The organism is Rhodococcus sp. 06-1460-1B (genome assembly GCF_002258475.1).
Classification (GTDB): Bacteria; Actinomycetota; Actinomycetes; order Mycobacteriales; family Mycobacteriaceae; genus Rhodococcoides; species Rhodococcoides fascians.
The window spans coordinates 150,346-174,954 of record NZ_NOYS01000004.1; the positions used below are offsets into that span (position 1 = coordinate 150,346).

General features: G+C 65.1%; 20 protein-coding genes. 7 read left to right on the forward strand and 13 right to left on the reverse strand.

Annotated elements, in window-relative coordinates:
- Positions 1 to 10 precede the first annotated feature (10 nt).
- The 5 genes from CH268_RS01305 to CH268_RS01325 form a co-directional block, all read right to left on the reverse strand.
- Positions 11 to 940 (reverse strand): aldo/keto reductase, encoded by a 930-nt coding sequence (locus CH268_RS01305; protein ID WP_094662086.1) that lies wholly within the window; start codon positions 938 to 940, stop codon positions 11 to 13.
- 67 nt (positions 941 to 1,007) lie between these two features.
- Entirely contained in the window at positions 1,008 to 3,893 is a 2,886-nt protein-coding gene (locus CH268_RS01310; protein ID WP_094662088.1) for an aminotransferase, read from the reverse strand.
- The gene (locus CH268_RS01315; protein ID WP_094662090.1) at positions 3,886 to 5,547 is read right to left on the reverse strand and encodes an amidohydrolase; all 1,662 of its coding nucleotides are present in this window, start codon (positions 5,545 to 5,547) and stop codon (positions 3,886 to 3,888) included. The genes CH268_RS01310 and CH268_RS01315 overlap by 8 nt, the downstream gene beginning before the upstream one ends.
- The gene (locus tag CH268_RS01320) at positions 5,544 to 6,785 is read right to left on the reverse strand and encodes an MFS transporter (RefSeq protein ID WP_094662092.1); all 1,242 of its coding nucleotides are present in this window, start codon (positions 6,783 to 6,785) and stop codon (positions 5,544 to 5,546) included. Before CH268_RS01320 ends, CH268_RS01315 begins: the two co-directional genes overlap by 4 nt.
- Positions 6,786 to 6,787: 2 nt before the next feature.
- Positions 6,788 to 8,812, reverse strand: coding sequence for an amidase (locus CH268_RS01325; RefSeq protein WP_048317438.1), 2,025 nt, complete (start codon positions 8,810 to 8,812; stop codon positions 6,788 to 6,790).
- A 105-nt stretch (positions 8,813 to 8,917) separates the two neighbouring features.
- On the opposite strand from CH268_RS01325, the gene CH268_RS01330 reads away from it, so the two are divergent.
- A complete protein-coding gene (locus tag CH268_RS01330; RefSeq protein WP_032367318.1) occupies positions 8,918 to 9,541 on the forward strand; it encodes a TetR/AcrR family transcriptional regulator in 624 nt (207 codons plus the stop codon).
- Positions 9,542 to 9,565: 24 nt separating this feature from the next.
- Here CH268_RS01330 and CH268_RS01335 read toward each other — a convergent pair whose 3' ends face one another.
- Both CH268_RS01335 and wrbA read right to left on the reverse strand, forming a co-directional pair.
- Positions 9,566 to 11,776 carry a sensor domain-containing protein gene (locus CH268_RS01335; RefSeq protein ID WP_094662094.1) on the reverse strand — a complete coding sequence of 737 codons (2,211 nt, stop codon included), beginning with the start codon at positions 11,774 to 11,776 and terminating at the stop codon, positions 9,566 to 9,568.
- A 227-nt stretch (positions 11,777 to 12,003) separates the two neighbouring features.
- Positions 12,004 to 12,603 carry an NAD(P)H:quinone oxidoreductase gene (gene wrbA, locus CH268_RS01340; RefSeq protein ID WP_027495694.1) on the reverse strand — a complete coding sequence of 200 codons (600 nt, stop codon included), beginning with the start codon at positions 12,601 to 12,603 and terminating at the stop codon, positions 12,004 to 12,006.
- Positions 12,604 to 12,754: 151 nt separating this feature from the next.
- Between wrbA and CH268_RS01345 the strand changes: the two genes are divergently transcribed.
- Positions 12,755 to 13,933, forward strand: coding sequence for an acyl-CoA dehydrogenase family protein (locus tag CH268_RS01345; RefSeq protein ID WP_032386445.1), 1,179 nt, complete (start codon positions 12,755 to 12,757; stop codon positions 13,931 to 13,933).
- A gap of 29 nt (positions 13,934 to 13,962) precedes the next feature.
- On the opposite strand, the gene CH268_RS01350 is transcribed toward CH268_RS01345, so the two are convergent.
- Positions 13,963 to 14,568, reverse strand: coding sequence for an NAD(P)H-dependent oxidoreductase (locus CH268_RS01350; protein WP_094662096.1), 606 nt, complete (start codon positions 14,566 to 14,568; stop codon positions 13,963 to 13,965).
- A 79-nt stretch (positions 14,569 to 14,647) separates the two neighbouring features.
- Here CH268_RS01350 and CH268_RS01355 point away from each other — a divergent pair, with 79 nt between their 5' ends.
- Positions 14,648 to 15,223, forward strand: coding sequence for a TetR/AcrR family transcriptional regulator (locus CH268_RS01355; protein WP_032381506.1), 576 nt, complete (start codon positions 14,648 to 14,650; stop codon positions 15,221 to 15,223).
- 19 nt (positions 15,224 to 15,242) lie between these two features.
- On the opposite strand, the gene CH268_RS01360 is transcribed toward CH268_RS01355, so the two are convergent.
- Positions 15,243 to 16,667: an amidase gene (locus CH268_RS01360; protein WP_094662098.1), complete on the reverse strand. Its 1,425-nt coding sequence runs from the start codon at positions 16,665 to 16,667 to the stop codon at positions 15,243 to 15,245.
- 251 nt (positions 16,668 to 16,918) lie between these two features.
- Between CH268_RS01360 and CH268_RS01365 the strand changes: the two genes are divergently transcribed.
- Positions 16,919 to 18,493: an AbgT family transporter gene (locus CH268_RS01365; RefSeq protein WP_080729091.1), complete on the forward strand. Its 1,575-nt coding sequence runs from the start codon at positions 16,919 to 16,921 to the stop codon at positions 18,491 to 18,493.
- Positions 18,494 to 18,520: 27 nt separating this feature from the next.
- Here CH268_RS01365 and CH268_RS01370 read toward each other — a convergent pair whose 3' ends face one another.
- Together CH268_RS01370 and CH268_RS01375 are read right to left on the reverse strand one after the other, a co-directional pair.
- Positions 18,521 to 19,510 (reverse strand): Lrp/AsnC family transcriptional regulator, encoded by a 990-nt coding sequence (locus CH268_RS01370; RefSeq protein WP_037219067.1) that lies wholly within the window; start codon positions 19,508 to 19,510, stop codon positions 18,521 to 18,523.
- A 108-nt stretch (positions 19,511 to 19,618) separates the two neighbouring features.
- Positions 19,619 to 20,623: a 1-aminocyclopropane-1-carboxylate deaminase gene (locus CH268_RS01375; protein ID WP_032381509.1), complete on the reverse strand. Its 1,005-nt coding sequence runs from the start codon at positions 20,621 to 20,623 to the stop codon at positions 19,619 to 19,621.
- A gap of 99 nt (positions 20,624 to 20,722) precedes the next feature.
- On the opposite strand from CH268_RS01375, the gene CH268_RS01380 reads away from it, so the two are divergent.
- Both CH268_RS01380 and CH268_RS01385 read left to right on the forward strand, forming a co-directional pair.
- A complete protein-coding gene (locus tag CH268_RS01380; protein WP_027495702.1) occupies positions 20,723 to 21,397 on the forward strand; it encodes a GntR family transcriptional regulator in 675 nt (224 codons plus the stop codon).
- A 60-nt stretch (positions 21,398 to 21,457) separates the two neighbouring features.
- Positions 21,458 to 21,883 carry a nitroreductase/quinone reductase family protein gene (locus tag CH268_RS01385; RefSeq protein ID WP_032369160.1) on the forward strand — a complete coding sequence of 142 codons (426 nt, stop codon included), beginning with the start codon at positions 21,458 to 21,460 and terminating at the stop codon, positions 21,881 to 21,883.
- A gap of 1 nt (position 21,884) precedes the next feature.
- Here CH268_RS01385 and CH268_RS27685 read toward each other — a convergent pair whose 3' ends face one another.
- The gene (locus CH268_RS27685) at positions 21,885 to 22,034 is read right to left on the reverse strand and encodes a hypothetical protein (RefSeq protein WP_176457814.1); all 150 of its coding nucleotides are present in this window, start codon (positions 22,032 to 22,034) and stop codon (positions 21,885 to 21,887) included.
- A gap of 123 nt (positions 22,035 to 22,157) precedes the next feature.
- Here CH268_RS27685 and CH268_RS01390 point away from each other — a divergent pair, with 123 nt between their 5' ends.
- Positions 22,158 to 22,859, forward strand: coding sequence for a GAF and ANTAR domain-containing protein (locus CH268_RS01390; RefSeq protein WP_228139349.1), 702 nt, complete (start codon positions 22,158 to 22,160; stop codon positions 22,857 to 22,859).
- Positions 22,860 to 22,872: 13 nt separating this feature from the next.
- Here CH268_RS01390 and CH268_RS01395 read toward each other — a convergent pair whose 3' ends face one another.
- Positions 22,873 to 24,108 carry a glycosyltransferase gene (locus CH268_RS01395; RefSeq protein WP_176457815.1) on the reverse strand — a complete coding sequence of 412 codons (1,236 nt, stop codon included), beginning with the start codon at positions 24,106 to 24,108 and terminating at the stop codon, positions 22,873 to 22,875.
- Between the last annotated feature and the right edge of the window lie 501 nt (positions 24,109 to 24,609).

Genomic DNA, 24,609 nt, shown 5'->3' on the forward strand with positions numbered 1-24,609 from the left:
TGGGCAGAGGTCAGGTCCAGGCCATGCGGGAGCGGTTGTCCCAGTAACTCTGCGGCGACTCGGCAATGTCCAGGTCGGCAATGTTCAGGTCGCCGGCCGCGATCACGTCGTGGTCGACGGAGAGCGCAGCGATGTTCTGTTCGAGTTGCGCCACCGTGGCGGCACCGGACAGCACCACATCGGCCCACGGTTGCGCGAGGGCGACGGCCAGTGCGAGCGCGTCGCGGCCGACTCCGGCCGAGTCGGCGAGCGCGGAGAGTTCGGAGTTCTCGGCGACGAGTCGACCGTTCGCCATCGCCTCTTTGACGACGACGAACCAGCCGGCCTCGTGCGCCTCCGCCAGGGCGGGGGCGACGGACGGTTCGAGGGGATTCCACGTCGACTGCACCGAGCCGAACACCCCGATCTCGAGCGCGGCACGCACGACGTCGGCCTGGTGCGGCCCGCTGGTGCTGATGCCGATGCGCGTGCCACCGGCTGCCAGCGCGCGTAGATCGTCGAGCAGGGCTGCGTCGCGAAGGGCAGGGCTGTCCGGGGTGACGCTGTGAATCAGGTAGTGGTCGGGCTTTCCGCCGAGATCGCGCACGGTCTGCGGCCACTGTTCGGCCAGGCGTGCGACCGAGTGTTCCTTGACCTCGTGTACCTCCGCGCCCCGCTGGAAGTCGGCGACATAGGCGTAGCCCCACTTCGAGCCGATCACGAGTTCCTCGCGCCGGTTCGGACGGGCAGACAACCAGCTGCCGAGGAACTGCTCGGCCAGACCGTAGGAGCGGGCGACGTCGAAGTGCCGAATGCCACTGTCCCAGGCGGCGTCCAGTACTGCGTGGCAATGTTGCTCGAGCGCAGCCGGGTCGAACCGCCCGTCCACCGCACGCGAATGCCCGATGGTCAGATACTCCGGGCGTCCGAGTGCGGCAAGTCCGAGACCGAGTTGCGTCATGCCCTGAATACTCTCATCACTGCCGCCCGTGGAGCCTCTCCGCGAAACCGAGGAGCCGATTTGCCGCCTACCAGCCGGTGGTCAGGACTCTGTTCAACGAGTCGACGAAGTAGTCGACCGATTCCTTCGAGACGCACAGGGGCGGTTTGATCTTGAGCACGTTCTGGTGGTCGCCGGTCGGTTGCATGATCACTCCCAGTTCGAGGAGTCGATTGCAGATGGCCTCGGTTTCCTCGGTGGCGGGCTCGAGGGTGGAGTGGTCGCGGATGAATTCGAGTCCCAGGTACAACCCCGAGCCGTGCACCGTGCCCACGATGGGGTGCTCGGTCGCGAGGGCCTGGAGTCGAGACTTCAGGTGGCCACCGACGACGCGCGCGTTCTCCTGCAACCCCTCTTGTTGGATGACGTCGAGCACGGCGAGACCGATCATCGACGACACCGGCGATCCGCCCGTGGAGGAGAAGAAGTAGCCACCGGTGCGATAGCGGTCGGCGATCTTTCGGGTCGTGACAACGACGCCGACGGGTTGACCGGTACCGATGGATTTCGCGACCGCGATGACGTCGGGAATCGCCTGCTGCTGCTGAAAGCCCCAGAACCACTCGCCGAGTCGGCCGTAACCGACCTGTACTTCGTCGGAGATCGCGACGCCACCGTGCTTGCGGACGGCGGCGTAGACCTGCTGGAGGTAGCCGTCGGGAAGTGCGACTCCTCCGGCGTTGCCGTAGTAGGACTCGCAGATGAACCCGGCGGGGAGAGTGCCTGCCGCAGCCAGGTCGTCGATGAACTGCACGGCCTCGGGTGCGTACCTCGAGGCGTCGTCACCGCGGTGCTTTCCTCGGTAGGAGTTCGCGGCATCGACGGTGTGTACCCAGTCCGGCCGGGTGGCAAGGGCATTGGGATTGTCGGCTATCGAGGTCGAGACGGCGTCGCTGGCGAAGGTCCACCCGTGGTAGGCCTCCTTCATGGCCACGATGTCGGTACGGCCGGTCGCGGCCATCGCGATCCGGATGGCGAGATCGGTTGCCTCCGAACCGGAGTTGACGAAGAACACGGTGTCGAGTTCGTCGGGGAGGGTCGCGGTGATGCGTTCTGCGAATTCCGTGATCGCACGATAGTTGAAGCGCGAGTTGGTGTTGAGCAGTTGCATCTGCCGATGGGCGGCCGCCACCACCTTCGGGTGGGCATGGCCGACGGACGCGACGTTGTTGACCATGTCGAGGTAGACCCGGCCGTCGACATCGGCCAGGTACTCACGCCACCCCCGCTCGATGCGGGGCGGCTCCGCGTAGTAGTGCTCCTGGACCTCGGCGAGCAGCCGTTCGCGGCGCTCGAGGGTGTCGTCCTCGGGGGCGACGACGGTAGGGGGCAGCCCGAGTGCCGGCGCTGGGTCTCCGGCGAGTACCGACCAACCGTGGGAATACGAGGGCTCGACGCGCAGTGGTATCGGCCCCGAGTCCGCGCGCGTGAGCTGAACGTCGATCGGTGTACGCGCCGGCAGCACAAGGGTATTCGGCGAGTACTGCACTCCGACGAAGTAGACGGCGTCGTCACCGGACGTGACGGTGATGCCGTCGTCGGTGTGCGTGGTGTAGCAGTCTGCAGGCACGTCGAGCGTGGTGTCCTGGGCGAGCCAGATGGTCAGCGCAGTGGAGATCGTGGCCGGCTCTGTGGGAGTGCGGCTGGGTCCACCGGTGAGTCGAGCAGACCACGCAGGTACGACTGCGGCGGGAGCGCCTGCATCGAGTGCGGCAAGCGCGGCGGCCGTCAGGGTGTGTCGGTCGAGCCAGCGCCCTTCGTCGTTGACGGTCGACGTGGTGCCCGCGTCGATGGTCACGGCGTCGGACATACCGGCGACCAACGGTTCGCCCTGCCAGGTCGGTCGCGGCCGGGCGTCCAACCCCAGTGCCCGACGGATGGTTTCGGTCATCACGGCGCAGGGCACCGATGCTGCTTGGGTGAGGATGCGGAATTCGCGATCCAGCGCGGAGTCGGCGTACGAGTTCCCGGCGTCGAGGCGTACCTGCTGACGGCCGCTGAGTACGAGGACCACTCCGCGCAGGGTGACCAATGGCCAGAGTGCCTCGATCTCGTTCTCGCTCAGCGGACGTGCGGCGTGGAAGGCGCGGATGGCGGGCAGTGCGTCGACCGGCGCGAAGCCGTCGTGGTGCAGCAGCGAGGACAAGGTCACCGCAATTTCGTTGACCGCCCACGATCGACTGACATCGCCGAAGTCGATGACGGCGTCGGGGAGCGACCCGGGTGCCGTCGGCGCGAGAACGTTGTCGTCGGTGATGTCGAAGTGACCGAGTTGAAGGGGCAGGTCGGCCGACACCGAATGCAACTGACGCATGGCCGATGCGGTGACGTCGGTGATGAATTCGCTGACATCCTGGTCCGGCTCGTCGGGCAACAGCGTCGCGATGACGCGATCGGCATGGCGCAGATCCCATTGCAGCACCCGGCCCGACGCCGGGTGGTCGACATCGGAGAGTGCAACGCTGACCTTGCCTGCGAGTTCACCCATCCGCGCGGCCGCGGCGGGGGAGAGATAGTTCGAGCCCATCAGCGTTGTGCCCGAGATGAATTCGATGACCCGGCCGTGGATGCGCCCCTGCGACGAGTTCCACCATGCGGACATAGGTCCGCGCGGGCCGACGACCACCTCCGGGGTACGCAGCGTCGGCTCTCGCTCGGCAACGATGCTTGCGGCGAGGTCCTGCAACTCGATCTCGGACTCGCTGAACACCGGGTTGCTCAGCTTGAGGACGCCGACCGGGGTGCCGCTGTCGATGTCGCGAACCACGAAGTTCTGGTCCTGCTGGCTGCCGAGTTCGGTGAGGGTGCATGCCAATCCGAAGTTTTCGTCCATCAGCCTACGGACCTCGTCGGACTCGAGGGTCGGCGTCGGTAGCTCGGGCTGGGCGAAAAAGTCGAACACGGTGTCAGACATGGGTTTCCTCGGTCTCTTTCTCGAACACGGTCTTGCCGCCGACGATGGTGCGCACGACCGACACAGCCAACAGATTGCCTCCGTCGAGTACGTCACCGTCCAGTACGACGAGGTCGGCGTACATGCCGGGTTGCACTCGACCGACCCGCGAATCGGCATCGAAGGACGCGGCGGAGTCGAATGTCGCGTGGCGTAGGGCGGCGTCGAGCGGCACCGCGAACTGCGGCTCGTTCGGTGGTAGCGAGTGGTCGGTGGCCGAGCGTCTCGTCGTGGCGATGTACAAATTCGCCAGCGCCTCGTGGGGCGCGGTCGGGGCATCGGTGCCGAACGCCAGGCGGGCCCCCGCAGCGGTGAACGACGTCCACGGGTAGCCGCGTTCGACGCGGTCGTCGCCCAACTGGGCGCGCCAGTTCGGTTGGATCGCAGGGTCGGAGTGCACCGGCTGTACCGATGCCGTGATGCCCAGCCGAGCCATTCGGTCGGGTGTCCGAGCGCTGACGATTTCGAGGTGCTCGAGCCGCGGTCGTCGATCCCACGGCGGATTGACGTCGATCATCTCCTCGAGAACATCGAGGGCCATGTCGCTGGCCAGATCGCCGATGGCATGGATGGCCAGACGCAGTTGTGCAGCATCCGCGGCGACGACGACGGGTAGAAGGGCCTCGGCGCTCCACAGCAGGTCTCCGTTGGTGCCGTTGGCGTACGGGTAGTTCAACGCTGCGGTACACGCGTCGATGACACCGTCGAGTACGAGCTTGATACCGACGAGCTCGAGCCACGGTGTCGGGTCGTTCCGCAGCTCGAGAACACGGTTCACCTGGTCCAGATTGCGCTGCGCGTCACCGGTATCGACGACGAGCCAATGCGCCGAGACACGGACCGGTAGCCGGCCTCCCGAGCGCTGCGCGACACCGCACAGCGCGCGCCAGCCGTCTTCGTCCATCCCCATATCGACGACCGAGGTGACACCGGCGGCCGCGAACGCGTCGAGCGCACGCCCTATGTGTCGCTCTCGATCCTGGTTCGAGGTGACCGAAGACAGGTAGGCCCAACCCAATTCGTGCGCGGCGCGTTCGTACAGCATCCCGGCGGGTGAGCCGTCGGGAAGACGCGAGATCCGGCCACCGGCCGGATCCGTTGTCGTCGCGTCGATTCCCATCGCTTCGAGTGCGGCGGTGTTGACCCAGATCGAGTGCATGTCGTTGGAGTCGAGGAGCACCGGAATGTCCGAGACGACCTCGTCGAGCATGGCTGCGGTGGGTTCACCGTCGATGGCATCGAAGAGCCAGCCGCGGCCGCGCAGCATGGTCGCCTCGGAGCCGAGGGATTCTCGTGCGTCGACCAGCCGGCGTCGAATCTCCGCGAGATCGCCTGCGTCGGTGAGGGCTACGCTGCTGAGCCCGGCACCGAGCCACAGCAGGTGTACGTGCGAGTCGACGAATCCGGGGAGGACGAATCGGCCTTCGAGGTCCACCGTGACGTCGGCGGACGCCGCGTGCGTGGTGCCGGGCAGGTGCACCTCGGCGATGTGGTCGCCGTCGATCACCACACGATCGGCCTCGGCCAAGCTACCGTCGGCGACGGCCTCCAGAGTGCCGGAGGAACTGAGGATCCTGCCGTTCACCAGTGCGGTCCGGGTGGTCGGGGTTGTCATCGAGATGTCTCCTGCGGTAGCGAATCCGATTGCCGTGCTGGGTTTTCTGCCTGTTCGACGCGGGTGGACAAGCGTGCGACGAGAACGACCGGTACGACCAACAACCAACTGGTCACGCCTACGACCCAGCCGAATGTGCTGTAGCCGAACGACTCCACGAGCCAACCACCGAACGCTGGAGCGAAACTGGTACCCACGAGATACACGCCGAGCGAGGGACCCGAGAATCTGCCGTTGGCATCCAGTGCGGCCGCGGTGGCGATGAAGAACAGGAAGGCCGCCAGGTACACCGAGTTCCACGCGACGAGGAGCACGCCGTACACCGTGGGATCGGTGGCGAGGGACGTACCGAGTTTCAGGGCACCACCGACGATCAGTAGGACCGCCATCGGAAGTGCGCGGCCCACCCGGTCGCCGAGCAGGATGAGCACGAGGGCGGCGAAGAATCCCCCTGCGCTGGATGCGCTGAGAACTACACCGAGTGCTGCGTCGCTCAGCTGCGCATTGTCTGCGCCCATGGTGCCTGCGATCGCCCAGAGTGAATCCTCGCTGATCGCCCACACCGCGTACATCACCAGCAGGGACACTCCGGCAACTGTGATGCGCCGCGTGCCGACCGAGGCCGGCGGCTCCACAGCCCGTCGCACCGGGTCGGGTGAGTCGAGTACGGGTGCGGCGGGCAACCAACCCGACGTCACCAGGAGAACGACCGCCAGAGCCGCGACGAATCCGTAGACACTGCCCAGGCCGACCCCGACCAGCGGGATCACCGCGAGGACGAGGGTCACGACGGCTCGGTTGACGAGTCCGTTGGCGGCCGACATCCGGTTGGGATTGCGCAGTGCCGCCAGAGCTGCACCGCTCGCGGCCAGTGCGCCGCCGGCTCCCGCACCTCCGACGATGACGCCGACGACAGTGACGGTGGCACCGAGCGGGAACGCAGCGACACCGAATCCGAGTGCGGTCACCACGAGACCGACTCGGGCTACCGCGATCCGCCGCGACCCCTCGGCCAGTCGGGTGACCGCGATACAGGCCAGCGCGGTGGCGAGCAGCGAGCCCGTCATGATGGTCCCCGCCTCGGCGACGCTGACGCCGAGGGAGTCCTGGAGTGCGATCACCATGAACGGCAACAGGTTTGCGGTCAGCAGGCCGAGTACGGACATGCCGAATGTCGACGTCGCTCGTCGAGTGTTCAGTGGAAGCCGGGTGGCGTCGGGCGTCAGTGGAATGGTCATGATCAGAGAGGCGATCCGTCGGTGGTCGCCATGGCACCGGCGACACCACCGTCTGCGCAGCGGGCGACGGCGACGACGAGGGGACCGTACGGTGCCCGCCACTCACTGTGCAGGGTGTCGTACGAACCCGGCGGAATCGACACTGTCCCGGTGACGGCGCTGCCCGTCGTGTGGAGCGGCACCCGCACTCCGTCGACGAAAGCCTGTACGTCGTCGATGGAACCGCCGTCGATCCGGACGGCGAAGGTGAGTTCGTCGCCCGCGGAGCCCGGCCGAATCTGCACGTCGGTCACTGCGATGGAGGCATCCGAGTCACCGGCACCGACGATGCCGTCGAACACGTGCTCGTCGGTCAGTGCCGGGGTGCGTGCGGGAGCCATTCGTCGTGCCCCGAGGGCGTCGACGGAACGGGCGAGACGCAGCAGGGTCGAATCGGAGTAGGCAGCACCGGCCAGGGTCAAGCCCACCGGCATCGACGTGTCGCTCATCGACCCCATGGGAACGGTGACGGTGGGTATGCCGAGGTGGCGGGGAACGAGATTGCCGTTGGCCACCCAGACTCCGTTGCGCCAGGCGATATCGGCGGACGCGACGTCGACATCGGCGTCGGCGGGGCCGACATCGGCGACGGCAGGAAAGACGACTGCGTCGAAGCGGTTGTCCTGCAACCACTTCTCGAAGTCGACGCGGCGGACCTCTTCCAATCCGCGCATGCCGGCCTCCACGGACGGAATGCGATCGAACGGCGTCACCCCTGCTTTCGCCATGGGAACGTAGTCCGCCAGATCGTAGGCCGTGTCGAACGGCAGAATGCCGTAGCGATCGGGTAGCGCGCCCGTGGGATGCGGGAAGATGCGCGCCCCGTCGGTCTCGGCCAGGCCGCGCAGGCCTGGCTGACCGTTCGCGGCGAGGAAGCTGTCGAACGCCCACACGGAGAGTTCTTCCAGCTCGCGGTCGAGGAACTCGGCGGGAACGAGACCGCGGTCGACCATGGTCTGCGAGTTCGGGTGCAGGCCTTCGTAGTTCTCCACGACGGGGAAGTCGGTGTCGATCACTTCTGCGCCTGCAGCCGCCAGATCGTCACGCATGGTCTGCCACAGGGTCATCACCGAATCGCGGGTATGGATCGGATATGCGCTGTCGGGATCGCCGTTGACGTACAGGCGAGGTACGGCGAGCCGGAGCCCCTGCAACGGCAGTGGCGGCAGATCGGTGAAGGACGCGGGCCGAACATCCGAGGCCGGGGGGATCGACACCCACTCCTGCATGCGCCACAGGTCGCCCTCGGTGACCGCGTCGTCGGCCACGACCACGTCCAGTAGGTGCAGTAGGTCGTCGACCGTACGGGCATGCGGCACAACGACATCCATCGTGGGCACCAACGGCCAGTTGCCCCGCACCGAGATCACCCCGCGAGAGGGCGTGTAGGCGACGAGCGCATTGTTCGACGCGGGTGCGCGGCCCGAGGACCAGGTTTCCTCGGCGAGTCCGAAGGCAGCGAAACTCGCAGCTGTCGCAGTACCCGATCCGTTCGACGATCCCGAGCCGAACGCCGAGGTGAGAAACTCTGCGGAGTAGGGGCTTTCGGCGCGTCCGTAGAGTCCGCGCTGCATTCCACCCGCTGCCATCGGCGGCATGTTGGTCAGGCCCAGGCAGATGGCGCCTGCCGCTCGCAGCTGGGCCACGGCGAAGGCGTCGTCGGTCGCGACGAGGGTCTCGAATGCGGGCGAGCCGGCCGTCACAGGGAGGCCGCGCACCTTGTAGCTGGACTTGGCGGTGTAGGGGATTCCGTCCATCGGGCCGAGGGTCTGCCCAGCGCTCCGGCGCCGGTCGGCTGCGCGGGCTTCCTCGAACGCGTCGGGGTTCAGTACCGGAACGGCGTTGAGGCTGATGCCGGTGCGGTCGTAGTGCCCGATTCGATTGAGGTAACGCGCTACCAGTTCGACGCTCGTCACAGTGCCCTCGGCGAGCGCGGCGGAAACGCCGGCGACATCGGCCTCGACCACGGTGAAGGAAGAAGAAGTCATGACAGAACTAAAACACACACTGTCGGTTTTGGGAACGGGTGAATCGAAAAAAATCCCGACATGCAAGGCTGTCCGTACTCGACGACCGCCCGAGAGGAGGCGACCATGGCACGACCACCTCGCGCCATTCTCAGCCGTGACCTGATCGCCCGCACCGCATTGGCCCTGGTCGATCGGCACGGAGCCGACGGTGCGAGCATGCGGGGCGTGGCGCTGAAATTGGGCGTGAACCCTACTTCCCTCTACAACCACGTCGCCGACCGCGCGGCGATGATCGAAGACGTCCGAGCTCTGGTCTCGGCCCGAATCGACTCGGCACCGCTACGCGAATTGCCCTGGGAGGAGGGCCTCGTCGAATGGGCGAGGTCCTATCGATTGGCGTTCGCGGAGCATCACCGCGCCGTTCCCCTCCTCATGACCACACGCGCATCGACCCCGGTGCTGTTGGCGGAGTACGAGGATTTCTCTGTTGCCGCAGAGGCGGTGGGCTGGGCGAGCAGGGACGTGTTGCCTCTGCTGACGGCGTTCGAATCGTTCATCCTCGGCAGTGTCCTCGACATGTCCGGCCCGAGTGTCGTATTCGATCCTGCCGGCCAGGAGGAGGCTTTCCCGCGGTTGGCCGCGGCCTACGAGACCGTCCAACACGAGGATGCCGACGATCCCATTGCCACCCGCGCCTTCGAGATGGGTCTGGCGATGCTCGTCGCATCGGCGCGCCCCCGGCGGTGAGATCGAGGCCCGTGTTCGACGTGCTCAGCGTTGTCGCGCTGCGCTGTCACGGGACAGTAGTAGCGCCGTGTGCTCGGCGTCGGCGGGCCGACCCAGCAGAAACCCTTGCACCAGATTGCATCCGGCTGCGGTGAGGGCGGCGAGTTGAGCCTGCGTCTCGACGCCTTCGCCCACGACGGTCACGCCGTAGGCTTTCGCCAGTGACACGATGGCGGTCAACACTTCTCGTCCTCGCTCGGTGTCGAGAGCGTCGATGTACGTTCGGTCGATCTTGAAGCTGCCGATCACCGGGAATCGTTCGAGGTAGGCCAGGCTGCTGTAGCCCTTCCCGACATCGTCGAGTGACAACGCAACTCCCATCTCGTGGAGTCTCGCCAAATTGGACGCAACCGTGCCGGTGTCGGCGAGCCATTCCGTCTCGGTGAGTTCGAGAACGACGCCGTCAGCGTGCGCACCGGTGGTGAGCAGGGCGGCAGCCACTCGATCGGGAAAGGCCGGGTCGCGCAGTTGCAGCGCGCTGATGTTGACGCGCATGCCGACGCAGCCCAGCCCGCGCCAGTCGACGAGTTGTCGACAGGCGGTGGTGAGGGCCCAATCGTCGAGAAGCGTTGCCACACCCGTGCGTTCGGCCACGGCAACGAATTCGGACGGTTCGATGGGACCGAGATTTGGGTGCTGCCAACGCGCCAGAGCTTCGACGGAAACGATGTGTCCGGTCTCGACGTCGATCACGGGTTGGTAGTCCAGTGTCAGGTCGCCGGAGGCCACGGCGCGGCGCAGGTCCACCGACATGGAGCGCACACGGTCGGCGTCGTAGAGGTCGCTCGAGTCGAAGACGGCGTGCCCGGCCCTGGTGTCCTTGGCGCGGTACATCGCCAGGTCGGCCGATCGAAGGAGCTCGCGTCGGGTCGAGCCCGCAGTGGACACCGCAACTCCGATGCTGGCGCTCACCGGAATCGGGTCGTCGCCCTCGTCTTCCGCGGTAGGGGCCGCGAGAGCGGAACGGATGCACTCGGCGACGCGTTCGGCATGTGCGACGTCGTCGATGTGATTGCAGATCATCAGGAATTCGTCGCCGCCGAGCCTGGCCACGGTATCGCCAGGTCTCGCGGTCGCGGCCAGGCGGCGTGAGAAGTGCACGAGTGCGCGGTCTCCGACGTCGTGGCCGAGGCTGTCGTTGATGATCTTGAAATCGTCGACGTCGAGCAACAGCAGGGCCACTCGGCCGCCGGTGTCCGCGACCTGTGCGAGCGCAGTGTCGATCGCGTCGTACGCCACCGCCCGATTCGGCAGTTCGGTCAAGGGATCGTGCGCGCTGCGCCAGCGCAGCTCGCGGTCGAGTTCCACTCGTTCGAGTGCAGCGGAGAGCACTCCGGCGACTGCGGAGACGAATGCGATGTCTCCGTCGCCGAAAACGTGTGGTTCTCGGCCGAACAGGATCAGTACGCCCCACAGCCCGGCACCGATGGTGATCGGAACGGCGGCACCGCTGCGAAAGCCCAGGGCAGCCATGGCCGAGGTGTCGAATCGTGTTTCGGATTCGACGTCGGAACACACGGTGATCGCCCTTCGCGCCAAGGCATAACCGGTCAACGACCCGTCGCCGGTGGCAAGCACGAAATCGTGTGGGAGCGTGCGGGTGATCGCGTCGACGGACAGAAGCGGGTCGGTCGAGTCCTCCGAACGTCGGGCCAGGGCCGCAGACTCGACGCCCACCAACTTGGCCGCCGTGCTCGTGGCCGCAGTCAGCACAGTATCGAAGTCCGCCGTGACGGCAAGTGCGCTCAATTCGGCCAGTGCCCGTTGCTCGACTGCGATTCTCTCCGCCGATACAGCCGCGGCCAGCAGGTCCAGATCGCGCTGGTGTCCACGGGTGCGGTCACGGACGATCGTGGCGATCAGGTCGGGTTCTCGCCCGGAACGTCGGACGACGAACGTGGACAGGGCAACGGGAATGCCCCCGCCGGAGACGAAGTGGCGTAATTCGGTACGACCCTGCCAGTGACCGGTCGTCTGCAACGCATGTTCGACGTCACCGGAGACTTCGAGCCCGCGGGCGGTGAAGAAATCTGCTGTGGACAGGCCTGACGACGGTAGTTCTTCCAGGCCGACCAGGCGGAGGCCGACCGGATTGACGTCGATCACGCTGCCGGAGAACGCGGACAGGGCCACCACGTCGGGGGATTCGTCGAACAGGGCGCGGAGAACGAGCGGATCGAAGCCGGGATCGTTCATCGATGTCCGTTTCGCACTCGTCGCAGCGACGAGTCGGTGGGCGACGCCACCGACCGCTCGCAGAAGTCAGCGGAGTTGCTGTTCCCTGCACACAGCATGGCGGTGCGCGCCCGAGATGACAAACACGCCGTTTGTCATCACGCATGTACTACGTCCGGGTCCGCACTGGCGATGTGCGGACCCGGACGCGAATCGGTCGGTCTTCTCGAGGTGACGAGAGCCGGCCTTTACTTCGCCAGAGCCTCGGCGATGGTGACGACGCGCGTGGCCATGTGGGTCAGCGCTGCGGTGGTCGCGTCGTCCAGTTCGTTCTTGTTCTCGGGGCCGGTGACGTGGCTGACGCCGTAGGGGTTGCCGTCGGCGAACTTCAGTCCGTCGGTGTATCCGGGCGGAACCAGGACGCCGCCGAAGTGCATCAGCGAGGTGTAAAGACCGATGAGCGTGGTCTCCTGGCCGCCGTGCGCGGTCTGGCTCGAGGTGAAGGCGGCGTATGCCTTGTTCGCAAGTTCACCCTTGGCCCAGTAGCCGCCGAGCGAGTCCATGAAGTTCTGGAACGGTGCTGCGGTGCTACCGAAACGCGTCGGAGATCCGAGGATGACGCCATCGGCCCAGACGATGTCGTCGCCGCTGGCAGCGGGAAGATCCTTGGTTGCCTCGTAGTTGGCGGACCAGGCGGGGTTCTCGGCGAAGGTGCTGGGGTCGCGCGTCTCCGCGATGTGCCGCACGCGTACTTCGGCTCCAGCTGCCGTCGCTGCGTCGGCGAGCTTGTTCGCCATCGTGGATCCGTGGCCGGTTGCGGAGTAGTAGATGATTGCGATCTTCGTCATCGATGAGACCTTTCGTCGGGTGGACATCCGAAGTAGTTGCGATGTCAACTGTATTCGATGGTACCCACTATGATTGTTGTGTCAACTACTCGCGGTTGTCGGTTGTCGGTTGTCGGTTGTCCGATCCGTGGGCAGCGTCGATAGTGGTGCCATGACCGTGCGCAATGCCGAGGTACCCGACGACGTCTTCGCGGACGTGAAGAAGCAGGTCTCCCAGTTCGTCCGATCGCGGGTGGTTCCGCGTGAACTCGAGATCATGAACGCCGATTCGATTCCCGACGATCTCCGGAGACAGTCCGCCGAGATGGGGTTGTTCGGATACGCGATTCCGCAAGAGTTCGGTGGTCTCGGCCTCGACTTGGTTCAGGATGTCGAGATTGCCATGGAGCTCGGCTACACCACACTGTCGTTGCGGTCGATGTTCGGCACCAACAACGGAATCGCGGGCCAGGTGCTCGTCGGGTTCGGCACCGACGAGCAGAAGGCAACGTGGTTGCCCGGCATGGCGGCCGGCGACGTCGTCGCGTCGTTCGCGTTGACCGAGGACGGTGCCGGCTCGAACCCGGCAGGGTTGAGAACGACGGCAGTAGTGGACGGTACTGGCTGGATCATCAGCGGAAGCAAGCGCTACATCACCAATGCGCCCATCGCGGACCTGTTCGTCGTGTTCGCGCGAGTGGACCCGAAGCCGAACAGCGGCAACGGGATCGCGGTGTTTCTGGTCCCCGCCGACGCTGCGGGTGTCGAGGTCGGTGACAAGGACGCGAAGATGGGTCAGCAGGGAGCAGGAACCGCGGATGTGACGTTCACCGACGTCGAGGTCGACGCCGACGCTCTGGTGGGTGGCAACGGTGACATCGGATACCGGGCAGCGATGACGTCGTTGGCGCGCGGCCGCGTCCACATCGCAGCTCTCGCCGTCGGTCAAGCGCAGCGTGCCCTGGACGAATCCGTCTCCTACGCTGCGTCTTCCACGCAGGGTGGCGAGCCCATCGGCAATCATCAACTCGTCCAGGCGATGATCGCCGACCAGCAGACGGGAGTCATGGCAGGCCGGGCCATGGTGCGTGAGGCTGCCCGGGCCTGGGTGGAAAACACCGATCGACGGATCGCGCCGTCGGCGGTGAAGCTGTTCTGCACCGAGATGGTCGGCACAGTTGCCGACCTTGCCGTCCAGATCCACGGCGGCGCGGGGTATATGCGCGGCGTTCCCGTCGAGCGAATCTATCGAGATGTCCGTCTTCTCCGCCTGTACGAGGGAACCAGCGAAATTCAGCGGCTGATCGTCGGCGGCGGCTTGATCCGTGCCGAGCAGAAGCGGAATCGTTGACCACACTCATCCCGCGTGGCTGTCGCAGGTCAGGTGAGCGCGCGCTGCGCGGCGACCCGGTCTGCGACCGTGCTACCGATAGCGGAGATCTCGGCAGCGAGTTCCGCGCGACTCCTGGTGTCCGACCCGTATACGAAGTTCGTGGATCCCACTGTGGCACCGCAGTATTCGATGATGCCGCGTTCGATCTGCGTTCGAATTGCCTGGTGGACGCCATGGCGCTCGAAGCTGTCTGCATCGTCTCCCGCGACGACGACCAGATGGATGGTGAGTCGGTCCAGCTTCTTCACGAATACTCTGTCGCCGTATTCGTAGGCCCAACCCTCGACGAACACGCGGTCGATCCAGCCTTTCAGTAGCGCCGGCATCGACCACCAGTACATCGGGAAGACGAGAACCAGGTGTTCGGCGCGGTCGATCCGTGTCTGCTCCTCGGCTACATCGGACGGTGTGCTCCCGTTTCCACGAAACAGGCTCAGATCTGCAGCCGAAAATCGTGGATCGAAGCTCTCCGCGGCGAGATCTGCGGTCTCCACGGTGGTGCCCGTGGATCGGATGGCCTCGACTACGGAGTGAGCGACCTGATGGGTCAGAGAGTGCGGGTCGGGATGGGAGACTACGACGAGCGTGTTCATGGCTGTTCCTTCGGCTGGGGAAGATCGGCTATGTACGAACAGTAGGTTACTATTAGTACATAAGCAAGGAGGTGGCGGAATGGCACGGACGAGGCTGTCGCGCTCCGATCGAAACGCACAGTTGATCGAGGTGTCCTGGGCTCTCGTACGCGCCGAGGGGGCCGACGCGTTGACTCTCGGACGGCTCGCAGAGCATGCCGGTGTCGCGAAACCGGTGGTGTACAGCCACTTCGCCTCCCGCGCCGAACTTCTTGCCGCTCTGTTCACCGAATTCGATGCCAGGCAGGCGGCGATGCTGGAGGAATCTCTCGACTCGGCACCCATGACGGTCCGCGGTCGGGCGAAGGCCATTGCCGACTCCTACGTGGGGTGCACATTGGCCCAGGGGAGGGAATTGACGGGTGTGCTTGCCGCACTGGAAGGTTCGCCCGAACTCGAACAGGTCAAGCGCACCGCCGAGCGCGCCTACTTCGAGCGGTGTCGGGAGATTCTGCGTCCGTTCACCGATGCCGACGGCATGTCCACGCCATCTCTGACCGCCGTCTTCGGTGCCGCAGACGCGTTGTCCCACGGTGCCGTATCCGGGTCACTCACACCGGCCGAAGCGATCGGGGAGTTGACCGATCTGATCGTCGCCGCGGTCGCCAGGTCCTGAACTCGGCCCGCCGGATCTGTCAGACGGTGGCGGCCGCCGATTCGGGCGCACGACGGTGGAAAGCCGTCTCGGCTTCGAATGCATGTGCCACCCGAAGCAGCAGGTGATCGGCGCGATCGGCGGTGACGATCTGCAATCCAACCGGAAGGCCGGAGGAGCTGAAGCCGCCGGGCATCGACAGTGACGGCAGGCCTGTCGCCGAGATCAGCGAAGCGGCCCGCATCCAGTCGAGGTAATTGTTCATCGGCGTGCCGTCGACGACGGCGGGGTACTCCTCGTCCGCGGGGAACGGAAGTACCTGAACGGCAGGCGCGATCAACACGTCGTATCGCGAGAAGAACTGCCGCACTCCGGCATCGAGATTCTTGCGAGCGGTGTTGGCGGAGATCATGTCTCGTGTCGTGAGCGCCATTCCCTTGTCGACGTTCCACTGCACGGCGCTCTTCATGCGGTGCCGGTGTTCGTCCAACAGGTGCCCGTAGGCGGTGGCGAAGTCGAACGCACGCGTCGTCTGGAACACCTCGTCCGCGTCGGACAGGTCCGGGCAATCGACGTCCACACTGGCACCGAGTTGCTCGAACACGTGCAGTTGGCGGCTCAGGACGTCGGTCACCTCACGGTCGACGGGTACGCCGAGACCGAAATCCGTTGTCCACGCTACTTTCAGCCCACGCAGCGAGCCGGCCTCCTCCGAGCGGTACGAGTCGTCGAGCGGGAGACCACGAGGACTGGACGAATCCGGACCGGCGAGCGCGCGCATCAGAAAACGCACGTCCTCGATGTCGTGCGCGAGCACGCCCTGCCGAGCGATCCAGGCCCACGGGTTCTTGGCGGGCAGCATCGGAATTCGGCCCAACGACGGCCGGTATCCGACGAGGTTGCAGAACGATCCCGGAGTGCGCAGCGACCCGCCCATGTCCGACCCGTCGCCCGCCGGTTGTATCCCGGCGGCGATGGCGGCGGCGGCACCGCCACTGCTGCCGCCGGCACTGCGAGTCGGATCGTACGGATTGGTGGTGGTACCGAACAGCGGATTGAAAGTGTGTGAACCTGCAGCGAATTCGGGAACGTTGGATTTGCCGGTGGTGTTGACACCTGCGCGCTTGAGGCGGGCGATGATGCCCGAGTCCTCGGTGGGGACGTTGTCGGCCAGAATCGGCGAGCCGAAAGTCGTGCGCAGACCGGCGGTCAGGTGATTGTCCTTGTGCGTCATCGGGACGCCGTGCAGAACGGGCAGTGCCTCGCCGGACACCGTTGCGCGGTCTGCTGCACTCGCACGTTCGGTCGCCCCATCGATGTCGAAGGTCACGATCGCGTTGACGACAGGGTTGACGTCGTCGATGCGAGCCAGATGCGACTCGAGCGCCTCGCGGGCCGAGATCTCGCGATCGCGGATGTGTGCCGCGAGCGCGCGCAGGGACAGTGACTGAATGTCGCCGGTCATGAAACTCCTCGCTTCGATCCGGATCGTCCGGAGTTGTTGTCGGAAGCCTGTTTCAAGACTGCACCACCGCGCGGAGCCCACCGGGCTATCGTCGTCCATTGAGCGTTTTCGCCGTTGGATTGGCGGTTTCGCTCAGACGGCCGAAAATTTCACACATGCAACATATCGGCAACGTGAACCGACTTGAGTGAGCAGGACATCCGAGCCCGGGGCTCGGTCGCAATCCGACGGTATGCGAAAGAGAGTCAATCATGTCCAGTCAGATCGACGGTCCACCGGCAACTGCGGATGCGCCCGAAACACGAATGCCCTGGGGACTGAAGACACTGTTCCGTCTCGTGTCCAGCATCGAACGCGTCGGCAACAAACTGCCGCACCCCTTCCTGCTGTTCTGGCTTCTGGCCGCAGTGCTGGCAGTGGTCAGCGCGATCCTGGCCGCACTGGGCACCGGGGTGGTGCTACCCAGCACCGGTGAGGTGTCGATGGTTCGCAGCCTGCTCAGCAGTGACGGCGTAGCCATGATCTTCGGGACGGCACTGGACAACTTCGCGGGGTTCGCGCCGCTCCCCATCATCGTGACCGTCATCCTCGGCGTGTCCGTCGCCGAGCATTCCGGTGTGCTCACCACGCTGCTGCGCGCCACCATCGTGAAGCTGCCCGCCAAGTGGGTGACGTTCTCGGTTGCCTTCGCCGGGACCATGTCTCACGTCATGTTCGACGCGGCATTCATCGTCGTCCTTCCGCTGGCGGCAATGGCGTTCAAAGCAGCGGGCCGAAGTCCGGTACTGGGCATGATGGTGGCGTTCGTGGCCATCGCCGGTGGCTACAACGCGTCACCGTTGATCACACCCAGCGATGCCATCATGTCGTCGTTGACGACCTCCGCCGCTCAGATCGTCGACGCCGACTACAGCGTGACCCCCGTGGACAACTACTTCTTCAGTCTCGCGTCGTCACTGGTGATTTCGATCTTCATCACCCTGGTGGTGGAGTTGGTGATGGCCAAGCACATGAATCTCGATGCCGACGAGGGCGTCGAGGACGGAGCGGAGAAGCTGGCACTCGATCTCGAGCCGATCGAGAAGAAGGGAATGCGCCGCGCCGGAGCAGCTTTGGCGGTGTACGTGGCCGTCGTCGTCGCGGCACTGCTTCCTCCCTCGTCGCCGCTGCGTGGTGAGGACGGCGGGTTCGTACAGTCGATCGTGCTGCAGAACATCGCGTTCTTCATCGCGATCGCCTTCGTCCTGGTCGGATGGGTGTACGGACGCACCACCGGCAGTCTTCGGCAGCTCCGTGAGATTCCGGAATCGATGGCCGTCGGCATCAAGACCCTTGCTCCGATCCTGGTGCTGTTCTTCGCGATATCGCAGTTCCTCGCCTACTTCAAGTGGACCGGCATCGGCAACGTTGTCGCAGTCGAGGGTGCGGAACTGTTGAAAGCCGGGGGATTACACCCCCTCGTGGTGTTCGCCATGATGCTGGTGCTGATCTCGGTGATGAACCTGCTCGTCACCAGCGGTTCGGCGATGTGGTCGATGTTGGCCCCGGTTCTCGTGCCGATGCTCATGTACATCGACGTCAACCCCGAAACCACCCAGGCCGTCTACCGAATCGCCGATTCCTGCACCAACGCGATGACTCCGATGTCGGCCTACTTCGTGCTCACCCTCGGACTCATCCAGCGCTACAAGAAGAATGCGGGCATCGGTACCCTCGCCTCGTTCACCATCCCCGTCGCGCTGGGCATGCTGATCGTGTGGGCGGCGTTGTTCGCAGTCTGGTACATGCTCGGCATCCCGCTCGGCCCCGGCGCACCGATCCGTTGACCGCAGTGACTGCCGCGTCGTACCGGATCAATACAGGTACGACGCGGAGTCCGCGGCCAGCAGACGGTTGCCGCTGCGTTTGGTGGCCCGCAGAATCGACACGACCGAGATCGCGTCGGCCAGGGCGGCCCAGTCCGACGCAGTTGTCATGCGATGCAACGCCATTCGGTCCGGGCACGCGAGGTTGACGAGCAGACTGTCCGAGCCCGCGAGGGCCACCGCGTATCGAACCTCCGAATGTGCGAGCAAGAGCTCGACCAGTGCTTCGTGGTGTCGAGGCGGAACCTTGACCCAGGCAAGGGCTTCCGCCGAATACCCCAGCAGCGCCGGCTCGACGACCACCCGCAGTCGGGATTTGTTGGTCTGTTCCAGAGTGTCCATGTGGCGTCGGACAGTGTTCTCGGTAGCGCCGACGACGCGCGCGATGTCCGAGGTGGGCGTCCGGGCATCCTCGGCCAGGACGCGCAGAATGCTGCGGTGCAGGGTCGAGATCTCCGGTCCCACACGGCCGTCCGGTTGGTAGCCCTCGTGTACGGGAGGCGTCAGAGCCGCGATCTGGTGCGAATTGAGAATCGCCGGCCGCCACTCGCGGACCGAGCGATAGACCCGCGTGATGGGATCTACCCGAATGCGTCTGATCCCGGTGATGCCGGGTAAGTCGTCGAGCATCAGATCCGCCAGATGGGCATCGTCGACCAGGACTTCGGCGACGCATTCCTCGTGCCCCGACGTGGCGTACACGAACATCGTGTCGTCGCGGCGCGCCAACCCGACTGCCACGGCACGTGCCATACCGACGTGACATCGAGCTCGCAGAACGACCGCGCCTGTCGCGCCGATGACGCCGACCACGCGCACGTCTCCGGAATCGAGTAGTTCCTTGCCGCGTCGGGTGACGGTGCGTTCGGGTTCACCGAGCGCCTCGGCGATGCTGACCCAGGACGCCCGGGGATTGACCTGCAGCGCCGCCGTGATTCGGCAACTCAGCGAGTCCAACTCGTCGGAGCGCTGCCTCATGCGTACACCTTCGCTCGTCGTGCCGACTCGGGTCGGCCGGTGCAGAAACAGGTTCGGTGCCCGAGGATCACCTGTCGATCCTCGGGCACCGGTACCGCGAAGTCCAGCTCAGAAGATTCCGCTGTAGGCGTTGAGGGCGGGCTGGCCACCCAGGTGTGCGTAGAGAACGGTGGAGTCCTTGCCGATATCGCCCTGCTGAACCAGATCGATCAGTCCGGCCATGGACTTGCCCTCGTACACAGGGTCGATGATCACGCCTTCGAGACGGCCGGTGAGCTTGATCGCCTCGATCGTGGAGTCGACGGGAATTCCGTAGTAGTCGCCGGCCCAGCCTTCGAGGACGGTGATCTCGTCGTCGCGAAGCTCGCGTCCCAGTTCGATGAGTTCTGCAGTGTTACGGGCGATTCGGGCGACCTGATCGCGGGTCTGGGCGATCTTGGCGGACGCATCGATGCCGATCACTCGACGTGGCCGTTCCTGTCCGGCGAACCCGGCGATCATGCCGGCATGCGTCGACCCGGTCACGCTGCACACGACGATCGTGTCGAAGAAGACGCCGAGCTCCTCTTCCTGCTTCTGTACTTCGTACGCCCAGTTGGCGAAGCCGAGTCCGCCGAGCTTGTGGTCGGAGCCGCCTGCGGGAATGGCGTAGGGCTTGCCGCCCGCTCGCTCGACGTCCTCGATGGCCTTCTGCCAGCTGTCCTTGAATTCGATTCCGAAGCCCGACGGATCGAGGCGGACATCTGCACCCATGATGCGGGAGAGCAGGATATTGCCCACCTTGTCGTTGACCGAATCCGGCCAATCGACCCACTTCTCCTGCACCAAAACTGCTTTGAGTCCGAGCTTTGCCGCGACCGCAGCCACCTGCCGCGTGTGGTTGGACTGCACGCCACCGATCGAGACCAATGTGTCGGCACCCTGCGCGAGAGCGTCCGGGACGATGTACTCGAGCTTGCGAGTCTTGTTGCCGCCGTAAGCCAATCCTGCGTTGACGTCTTCTCGCTTGGCCCAGATCTTGGCCCCGCCGAGGTGTGCGCTCAATCGTTCCATCGGGTGAATCGGGCTCGGGCCGAAGGTGAGGGGATAACGCTCGAAGTCCGCGATCGCCACGTGGTTCTCCTTTGATCGGTGTGTCATGCAGGATGCAATATATCGCATACTGTACGTGGGACGCCTCGCCAGCGAAAGCGGTGGGCTACGATATTTTGCATGCCGGTCCCCGTCGAGCTCGGAAAACACAAGCGCTCCCTGCTGCGCGACAACGCCTACGTCTCGATTCGCGACGCCATCGTCGACGGCACCTTCGCGCCCGGCGAGCGGCTGCGGGATGCCGAACTCGAACAGTGGCTCGGAGTGTCGCGTACACCTATTCGCGACGCCATGGCCAGGCTGGAACTGGCGGGCCTCGTACACACCCAGCCCGGGCGTTCGACCATCGTGTCGACCATCGAACGCAAGGCGGTGCTGGACGCGCAGGCGGTCGCGGCATCGATGCATGCACTCGCGGTCCGGACGGCTGTACCGCTGATGAACAAGCGCGACATCGCCGCGATGCGTCGCGCCAACAAGGATTTCGCCGCCGCATTCACCCGAGGCGATGTGGACCTCGCGCTGGCCGGCGACGACGCGTTCCACGCAGTCGCCGTCGAAGCGAGTCAGAATCTGGTCGTGGTCACGGTTCTCGAGCAGGTGACGCCGACCCTGCGCCGGCTCGAACGACTACGGTTCGCCTCGCTGGTGGGCCGCGATTCGATAGCCCAACACGAACGAATCATCACGCTGTGCAGTGAGGGTGACGCGGACGGCGCGGCCGCTGCCGTGCAGGAGAATTGGGAGTCGTTGTCTTTGCTCGTCGATCACGAGGACGGAATACCGGGAAACTGACACCGTCGAACGCCGGCGAAAAGCGGAGTGGCCGCGCCGCATCGGCGGCATAATCGGCCCATGGCCGACTTCAACGAGATCATCATCGACGAGTTCCGAAGCAACAATGGCCACGTGTCCACGGCCGGCTTCGGTGATTCGCTCGTTGTTCTACACACGATCGGTGCCAAGAGCGGCGCGGTGCGGCTCAACCCGCTCATGGCGATTCCGGAGGGAGAGAGCTGGTTGGTGGTCGGCTCGGCTGCCGGGTCACCGAAAGATCCAGCGTGGGTGCACAATCTGCGAGCCCATCCGGCCATCGACATCGAGACACCCGGGGACGGAGGCATTCGCACCGTTGCCGTCGACGCCGACGAGATTCCGGAATCCGAGTGGGACCGGCAGTGGCAGAAATTCCTCGACGCATCGGACGGATTCGCGAAATACACGGAGACGGCCGAGGGCAGGCGGTTTCCGATCTTCCGCCTGACCCCGACCGCCCGATGAATCAGTTCTGCGTGTCGTCCTCGGGCGGGTGTGGGACGTTCTCTTCGTCGACGTGAGCACCGACTGCAGCCTCGTCGGAAAATTCTTCGCGCGGACCGTCGTTGCTGCCCTCGGATGGGATCTCTGCACCTGCATCGGTCGGCATGGTCATGAGCACTCCTGATCGTCGGTCGGTTGGTTGCTGCGCTCTGCATGCCCCGCTTCCGGTGGACTCAACCGTCGAGCGGTCGATTCCTGTTGACTAGCATCGTCAGGTATGGGACCCGATCGATCGATGACAGCTCGCGACCTCACACAGGCGATTGCCGAAGCGACGAGGTCATTTTTCGCACCGTCCAGTCTCGACGAGACTCTGCGCGGCGTGACGGAGAGCGCCCGATCTCTGATACCCGCGGTCGATTGCGCCGACATTCTCGTGGTGGCGGGGCCGAAGAAGTACCAGTCGCACGCCGCGACCAGTGAGCTGCCGGTGCGCCTGGACGCAATGCAGGAACGCCTCGACGAGGGGCCGTGCATCGATGCCGCACGAAGCGAGCTGTTCGTGCGGTGCAACGACTTCCGCTCCGATTCCCGCTGGCCACGTTTCGGTCCGGAGGCGGTGGGCGCAGGGGTTCTCAGCAGCCTGTCCTTCCGCCTTTACACCAACGAGGACACCATCGGGGCGCTCAATCTGTTCGCACTGACCAGTGATGCGTTCAGCGACGAGGACGAGGAACTCGGTCGCGTGCTCGCAACCCACGCTGCGGTGGCGTTGTATGCAGCGAACAAGACCGAGCAATTCAAGTCCGGCTTGGCTTCACGGGACATCATCGGCCAAGCCAAGGGCATGTTGATGGAGCGGTACGGAATCGATGCGGTACAGGCGTTCGACTTGATTTCACGGCTGTCGCAAACCCAGAACGTCCCGGTGGCCACCTTGGCCGCAGAACTCGTCGACCTCGGTTCCGAATCGAACAAGGAACGCTCGTCCAGATAGGCTCGACGGCTGTTCACACCGTGTGCCGACGAGAGGGTGCAGTCGGCGGCACCGGATGGTCGTGAGTCGAGCCGGCTTGCTGGGTCGACCCGGCGTTCACTGTCGACCCGGTCTGTGCGGTTGCCTCGTAGACGCGTGAAGTGTCCTCGGCGATGCGGTCCCACGAGAAGCGAGATTGCGCACGGTCGGATCCGGACACTCCCAGCTCGAAACGCCTGGACTCGTTGCGTAGCAGCAGGGCCAGCTCTCGTGCCAAGCGACGACGGTCGCCCGGCCTGATCGAGCGGCCGGTGACCCCGTCGATCACCAACTCTCCGGCGTAGCCCACTCCGTATGCGACGACGGGAAGTCCGCACGCCATGGCTTCGAGGGTGGCGATCCCTGCCGATTCGGTCGGGGACAGGCAGACGAACACGTCGGCCGACCTCAACAGCGACGACATGTGGCGATGGCGGACCGGGCCGGTGAACACCGTGCGCCCGGCCATGCCGTGTGCTGCGGCGACCGTGCGTAGCTGCGCCACGCCGCTGGAGTCGCGTGGCTCGCCGCCGACAACGACCAATTCGGTGTCGTCGAGTTTTCCGAGCAGTTCGATGATCGTCGATACGTCGGCGTCCGACCCGACGGTCGCCACCCGGCACGCGGCACCGCTGCGTGGTGCGGTCGGTCCGGATGGATCGAAGTCACTCAGATCCACCCCGGTCGGGACGATGGACACCTTGGCTCTGGCGACGCCCATCCGCGTCAACATGTCGGCCTCGTCGGGGCACGACGCGATGATGCGGCTCGCCGATCGAGCGATCTTCTTCTCCATGGCCGCCCGGGGAACCACCGAATCGGTGCCTGCCGTCGGGGGCCCGGATCGGTCGGTCGCGGCGAGACCGTGGAACGACATCACCGTGGGGACGCCCGTCGCGCCGGCGGCCAGTACGGTTGCCAGCCCCGATACCCATGAATGTGCATGTGCTACATCGGGTTTCGTTCGGAGCAAGTGATCGCGGAGCGAGGAGGCGAACGCACTCGTGTGAGGTATCGATTCCTCTTCGGTCATCGGGACAGCAGGCCCCGCAGACAGGTTGACCACCCGGTAACCGTCGGGGGTGAGCAGCTCGTCCTCGTGATCCGGGTTCTGCTTCCTGGTGTACACATCGACTCGGGTGCCGGCGCGGGCAAGCGACGAGGCCAGCCGATCGAGCTGGGCAGCCGATTGTTCTGCCTCGATGCCGGCCGCATCATTTATCGGACTCACGTGTTCGGAGACAAGCGCAACGTGCATATCGATTCGATCCCTGATGGGTTCGCACGGCCCCTTTCGGGCGCATAGCCCGGCACCGGTGAAGGGTGTGGGATATGCCGACCCGATTTTGGAGTCAGCGTGCTCGAGACGCGGCCAGAACGGTCATCGCAACTGGGCGTCGAACAACACCCTATTACGTGCAGCCGCGTTGCGAAACCTCACACGAGGGAGTTGCCATCGCTGGAACGCTCACAACGGGCCGAACCGTCGTGCCTTGCGGCCGAAGCGGGGAGCGTGTTCGGTACGGCTACCGGGCACTGGATTGCGGTCGGTTCAACCGTCAACCGCCGACAATCGCAGCAGCGTAGCGTGTTTCGCCAGGCGCATTTGTGTATACACTGTTTCCACGCGGTTGAGGAGAAGCCCCGTAGTCAGGAAGTAGCGACTGCGAGATGTGCCCGACCGCGCTCTTCGACACCTGATGGTCCGAGATTCGTTTTCTCGAGAACTGGT

Bases quoted from the DNA above. Each gene is read 5' to 3' on its own strand.
- CH268_RS01355 (WP_032381506.1), top strand. From the start codon at position 14,648: ATGGCACGGACGAGGCTGTCGCGCTCCGATCGAAACGCACAGTTGATC.
- wrbA (WP_027495694.1), bottom strand. From the start codon at position 12,603: ATGACGAAGATCGCAATCATCTACTACTCCGCAACCGGCCACGGATCC.
- CH268_RS01380 (WP_027495702.1), top strand. From the start codon at position 20,723: ATGCCGGTCCCCGTCGAGCTCGGAAAACACAAGCGCTCCCTGCTGCGC.
- CH268_RS01345 (WP_032386445.1), top strand. From the start codon at position 12,755: ATGACCGTGCGCAATGCCGAGGTACCCGACGACGTCTTCGCGGACGTG.
- CH268_RS01325 (WP_048317438.1), bottom strand. From the start codon at position 8,812: ATGACTTCTTCTTCCTTCACCGTGGTCGAGGCCGATGTCGCCGGCGTT.
- CH268_RS01350 (WP_094662096.1), bottom strand. From the start codon at position 14,568: ATGAACACGCTCGTCGTAGTCTCCCATCCCGACCCGCACTCTCTGACC.
- CH268_RS01390 (WP_228139349.1), top strand. From the start codon at position 22,158: ATGACAGCTCGCGACCTCACACAGGCGATTGCCGAAGCGACGAGGTCA.
- CH268_RS01335 (WP_094662094.1), bottom strand. From the start codon at position 11,776: ATGAACGATCCCGGCTTCGATCCGCTCGTTCTCCGCGCCCTGTTCGAC.
- CH268_RS01330 (WP_032367318.1), top strand. From the start codon at position 8,918: ATGGCACGACCACCTCGCGCCATTCTCAGCCGTGACCTGATCGCCCGC.
- CH268_RS27685 (WP_176457814.1), bottom strand. From the start codon at position 22,034: ATGACCATGCCGACCGATGCAGGTGCAGAGATCCCATCCGAGGGCAGC.
- CH268_RS01360 (WP_094662098.1), bottom strand. From the start codon at position 16,667: ATGACCGGCGACATTCAGTCACTGTCCCTGCGCGCGCTCGCGGCACAC.
- CH268_RS01385 (WP_032369160.1), top strand. From the start codon at position 21,458: ATGGCCGACTTCAACGAGATCATCATCGACGAGTTCCGAAGCAACAAT.
- CH268_RS01370 (WP_037219067.1), bottom strand. From the start codon at position 19,510: ATGAGGCAGCGCTCCGACGAGTTGGACTCGCTGAGTTGCCGAATCACG.
- CH268_RS01320 (WP_094662092.1), bottom strand. From the start codon at position 6,785: ATGACCATTCCACTGACGCCCGACGCCACCCGGCTTCCACTGAACACT.
- CH268_RS01305 (WP_094662086.1), bottom strand. From the start codon at position 940: ATGACGCAACTCGGTCTCGGACTTGCCGCACTCGGACGCCCGGAGTAT.
- CH268_RS01365 (WP_080729091.1), top strand. From the start codon at position 16,919: ATGTCCAGTCAGATCGACGGTCCACCGGCAACTGCGGATGCGCCCGAA.
- CH268_RS01315 (WP_094662090.1), bottom strand. From the start codon at position 5,547: ATGACAACCCCGACCACCCGGACCGCACTGGTGAACGGCAGGATCCTC.
- CH268_RS01310 (WP_094662088.1), bottom strand. From the start codon at position 3,893: ATGTCTGACACCGTGTTCGACTTTTTCGCCCAGCCCGAGCTACCGACG.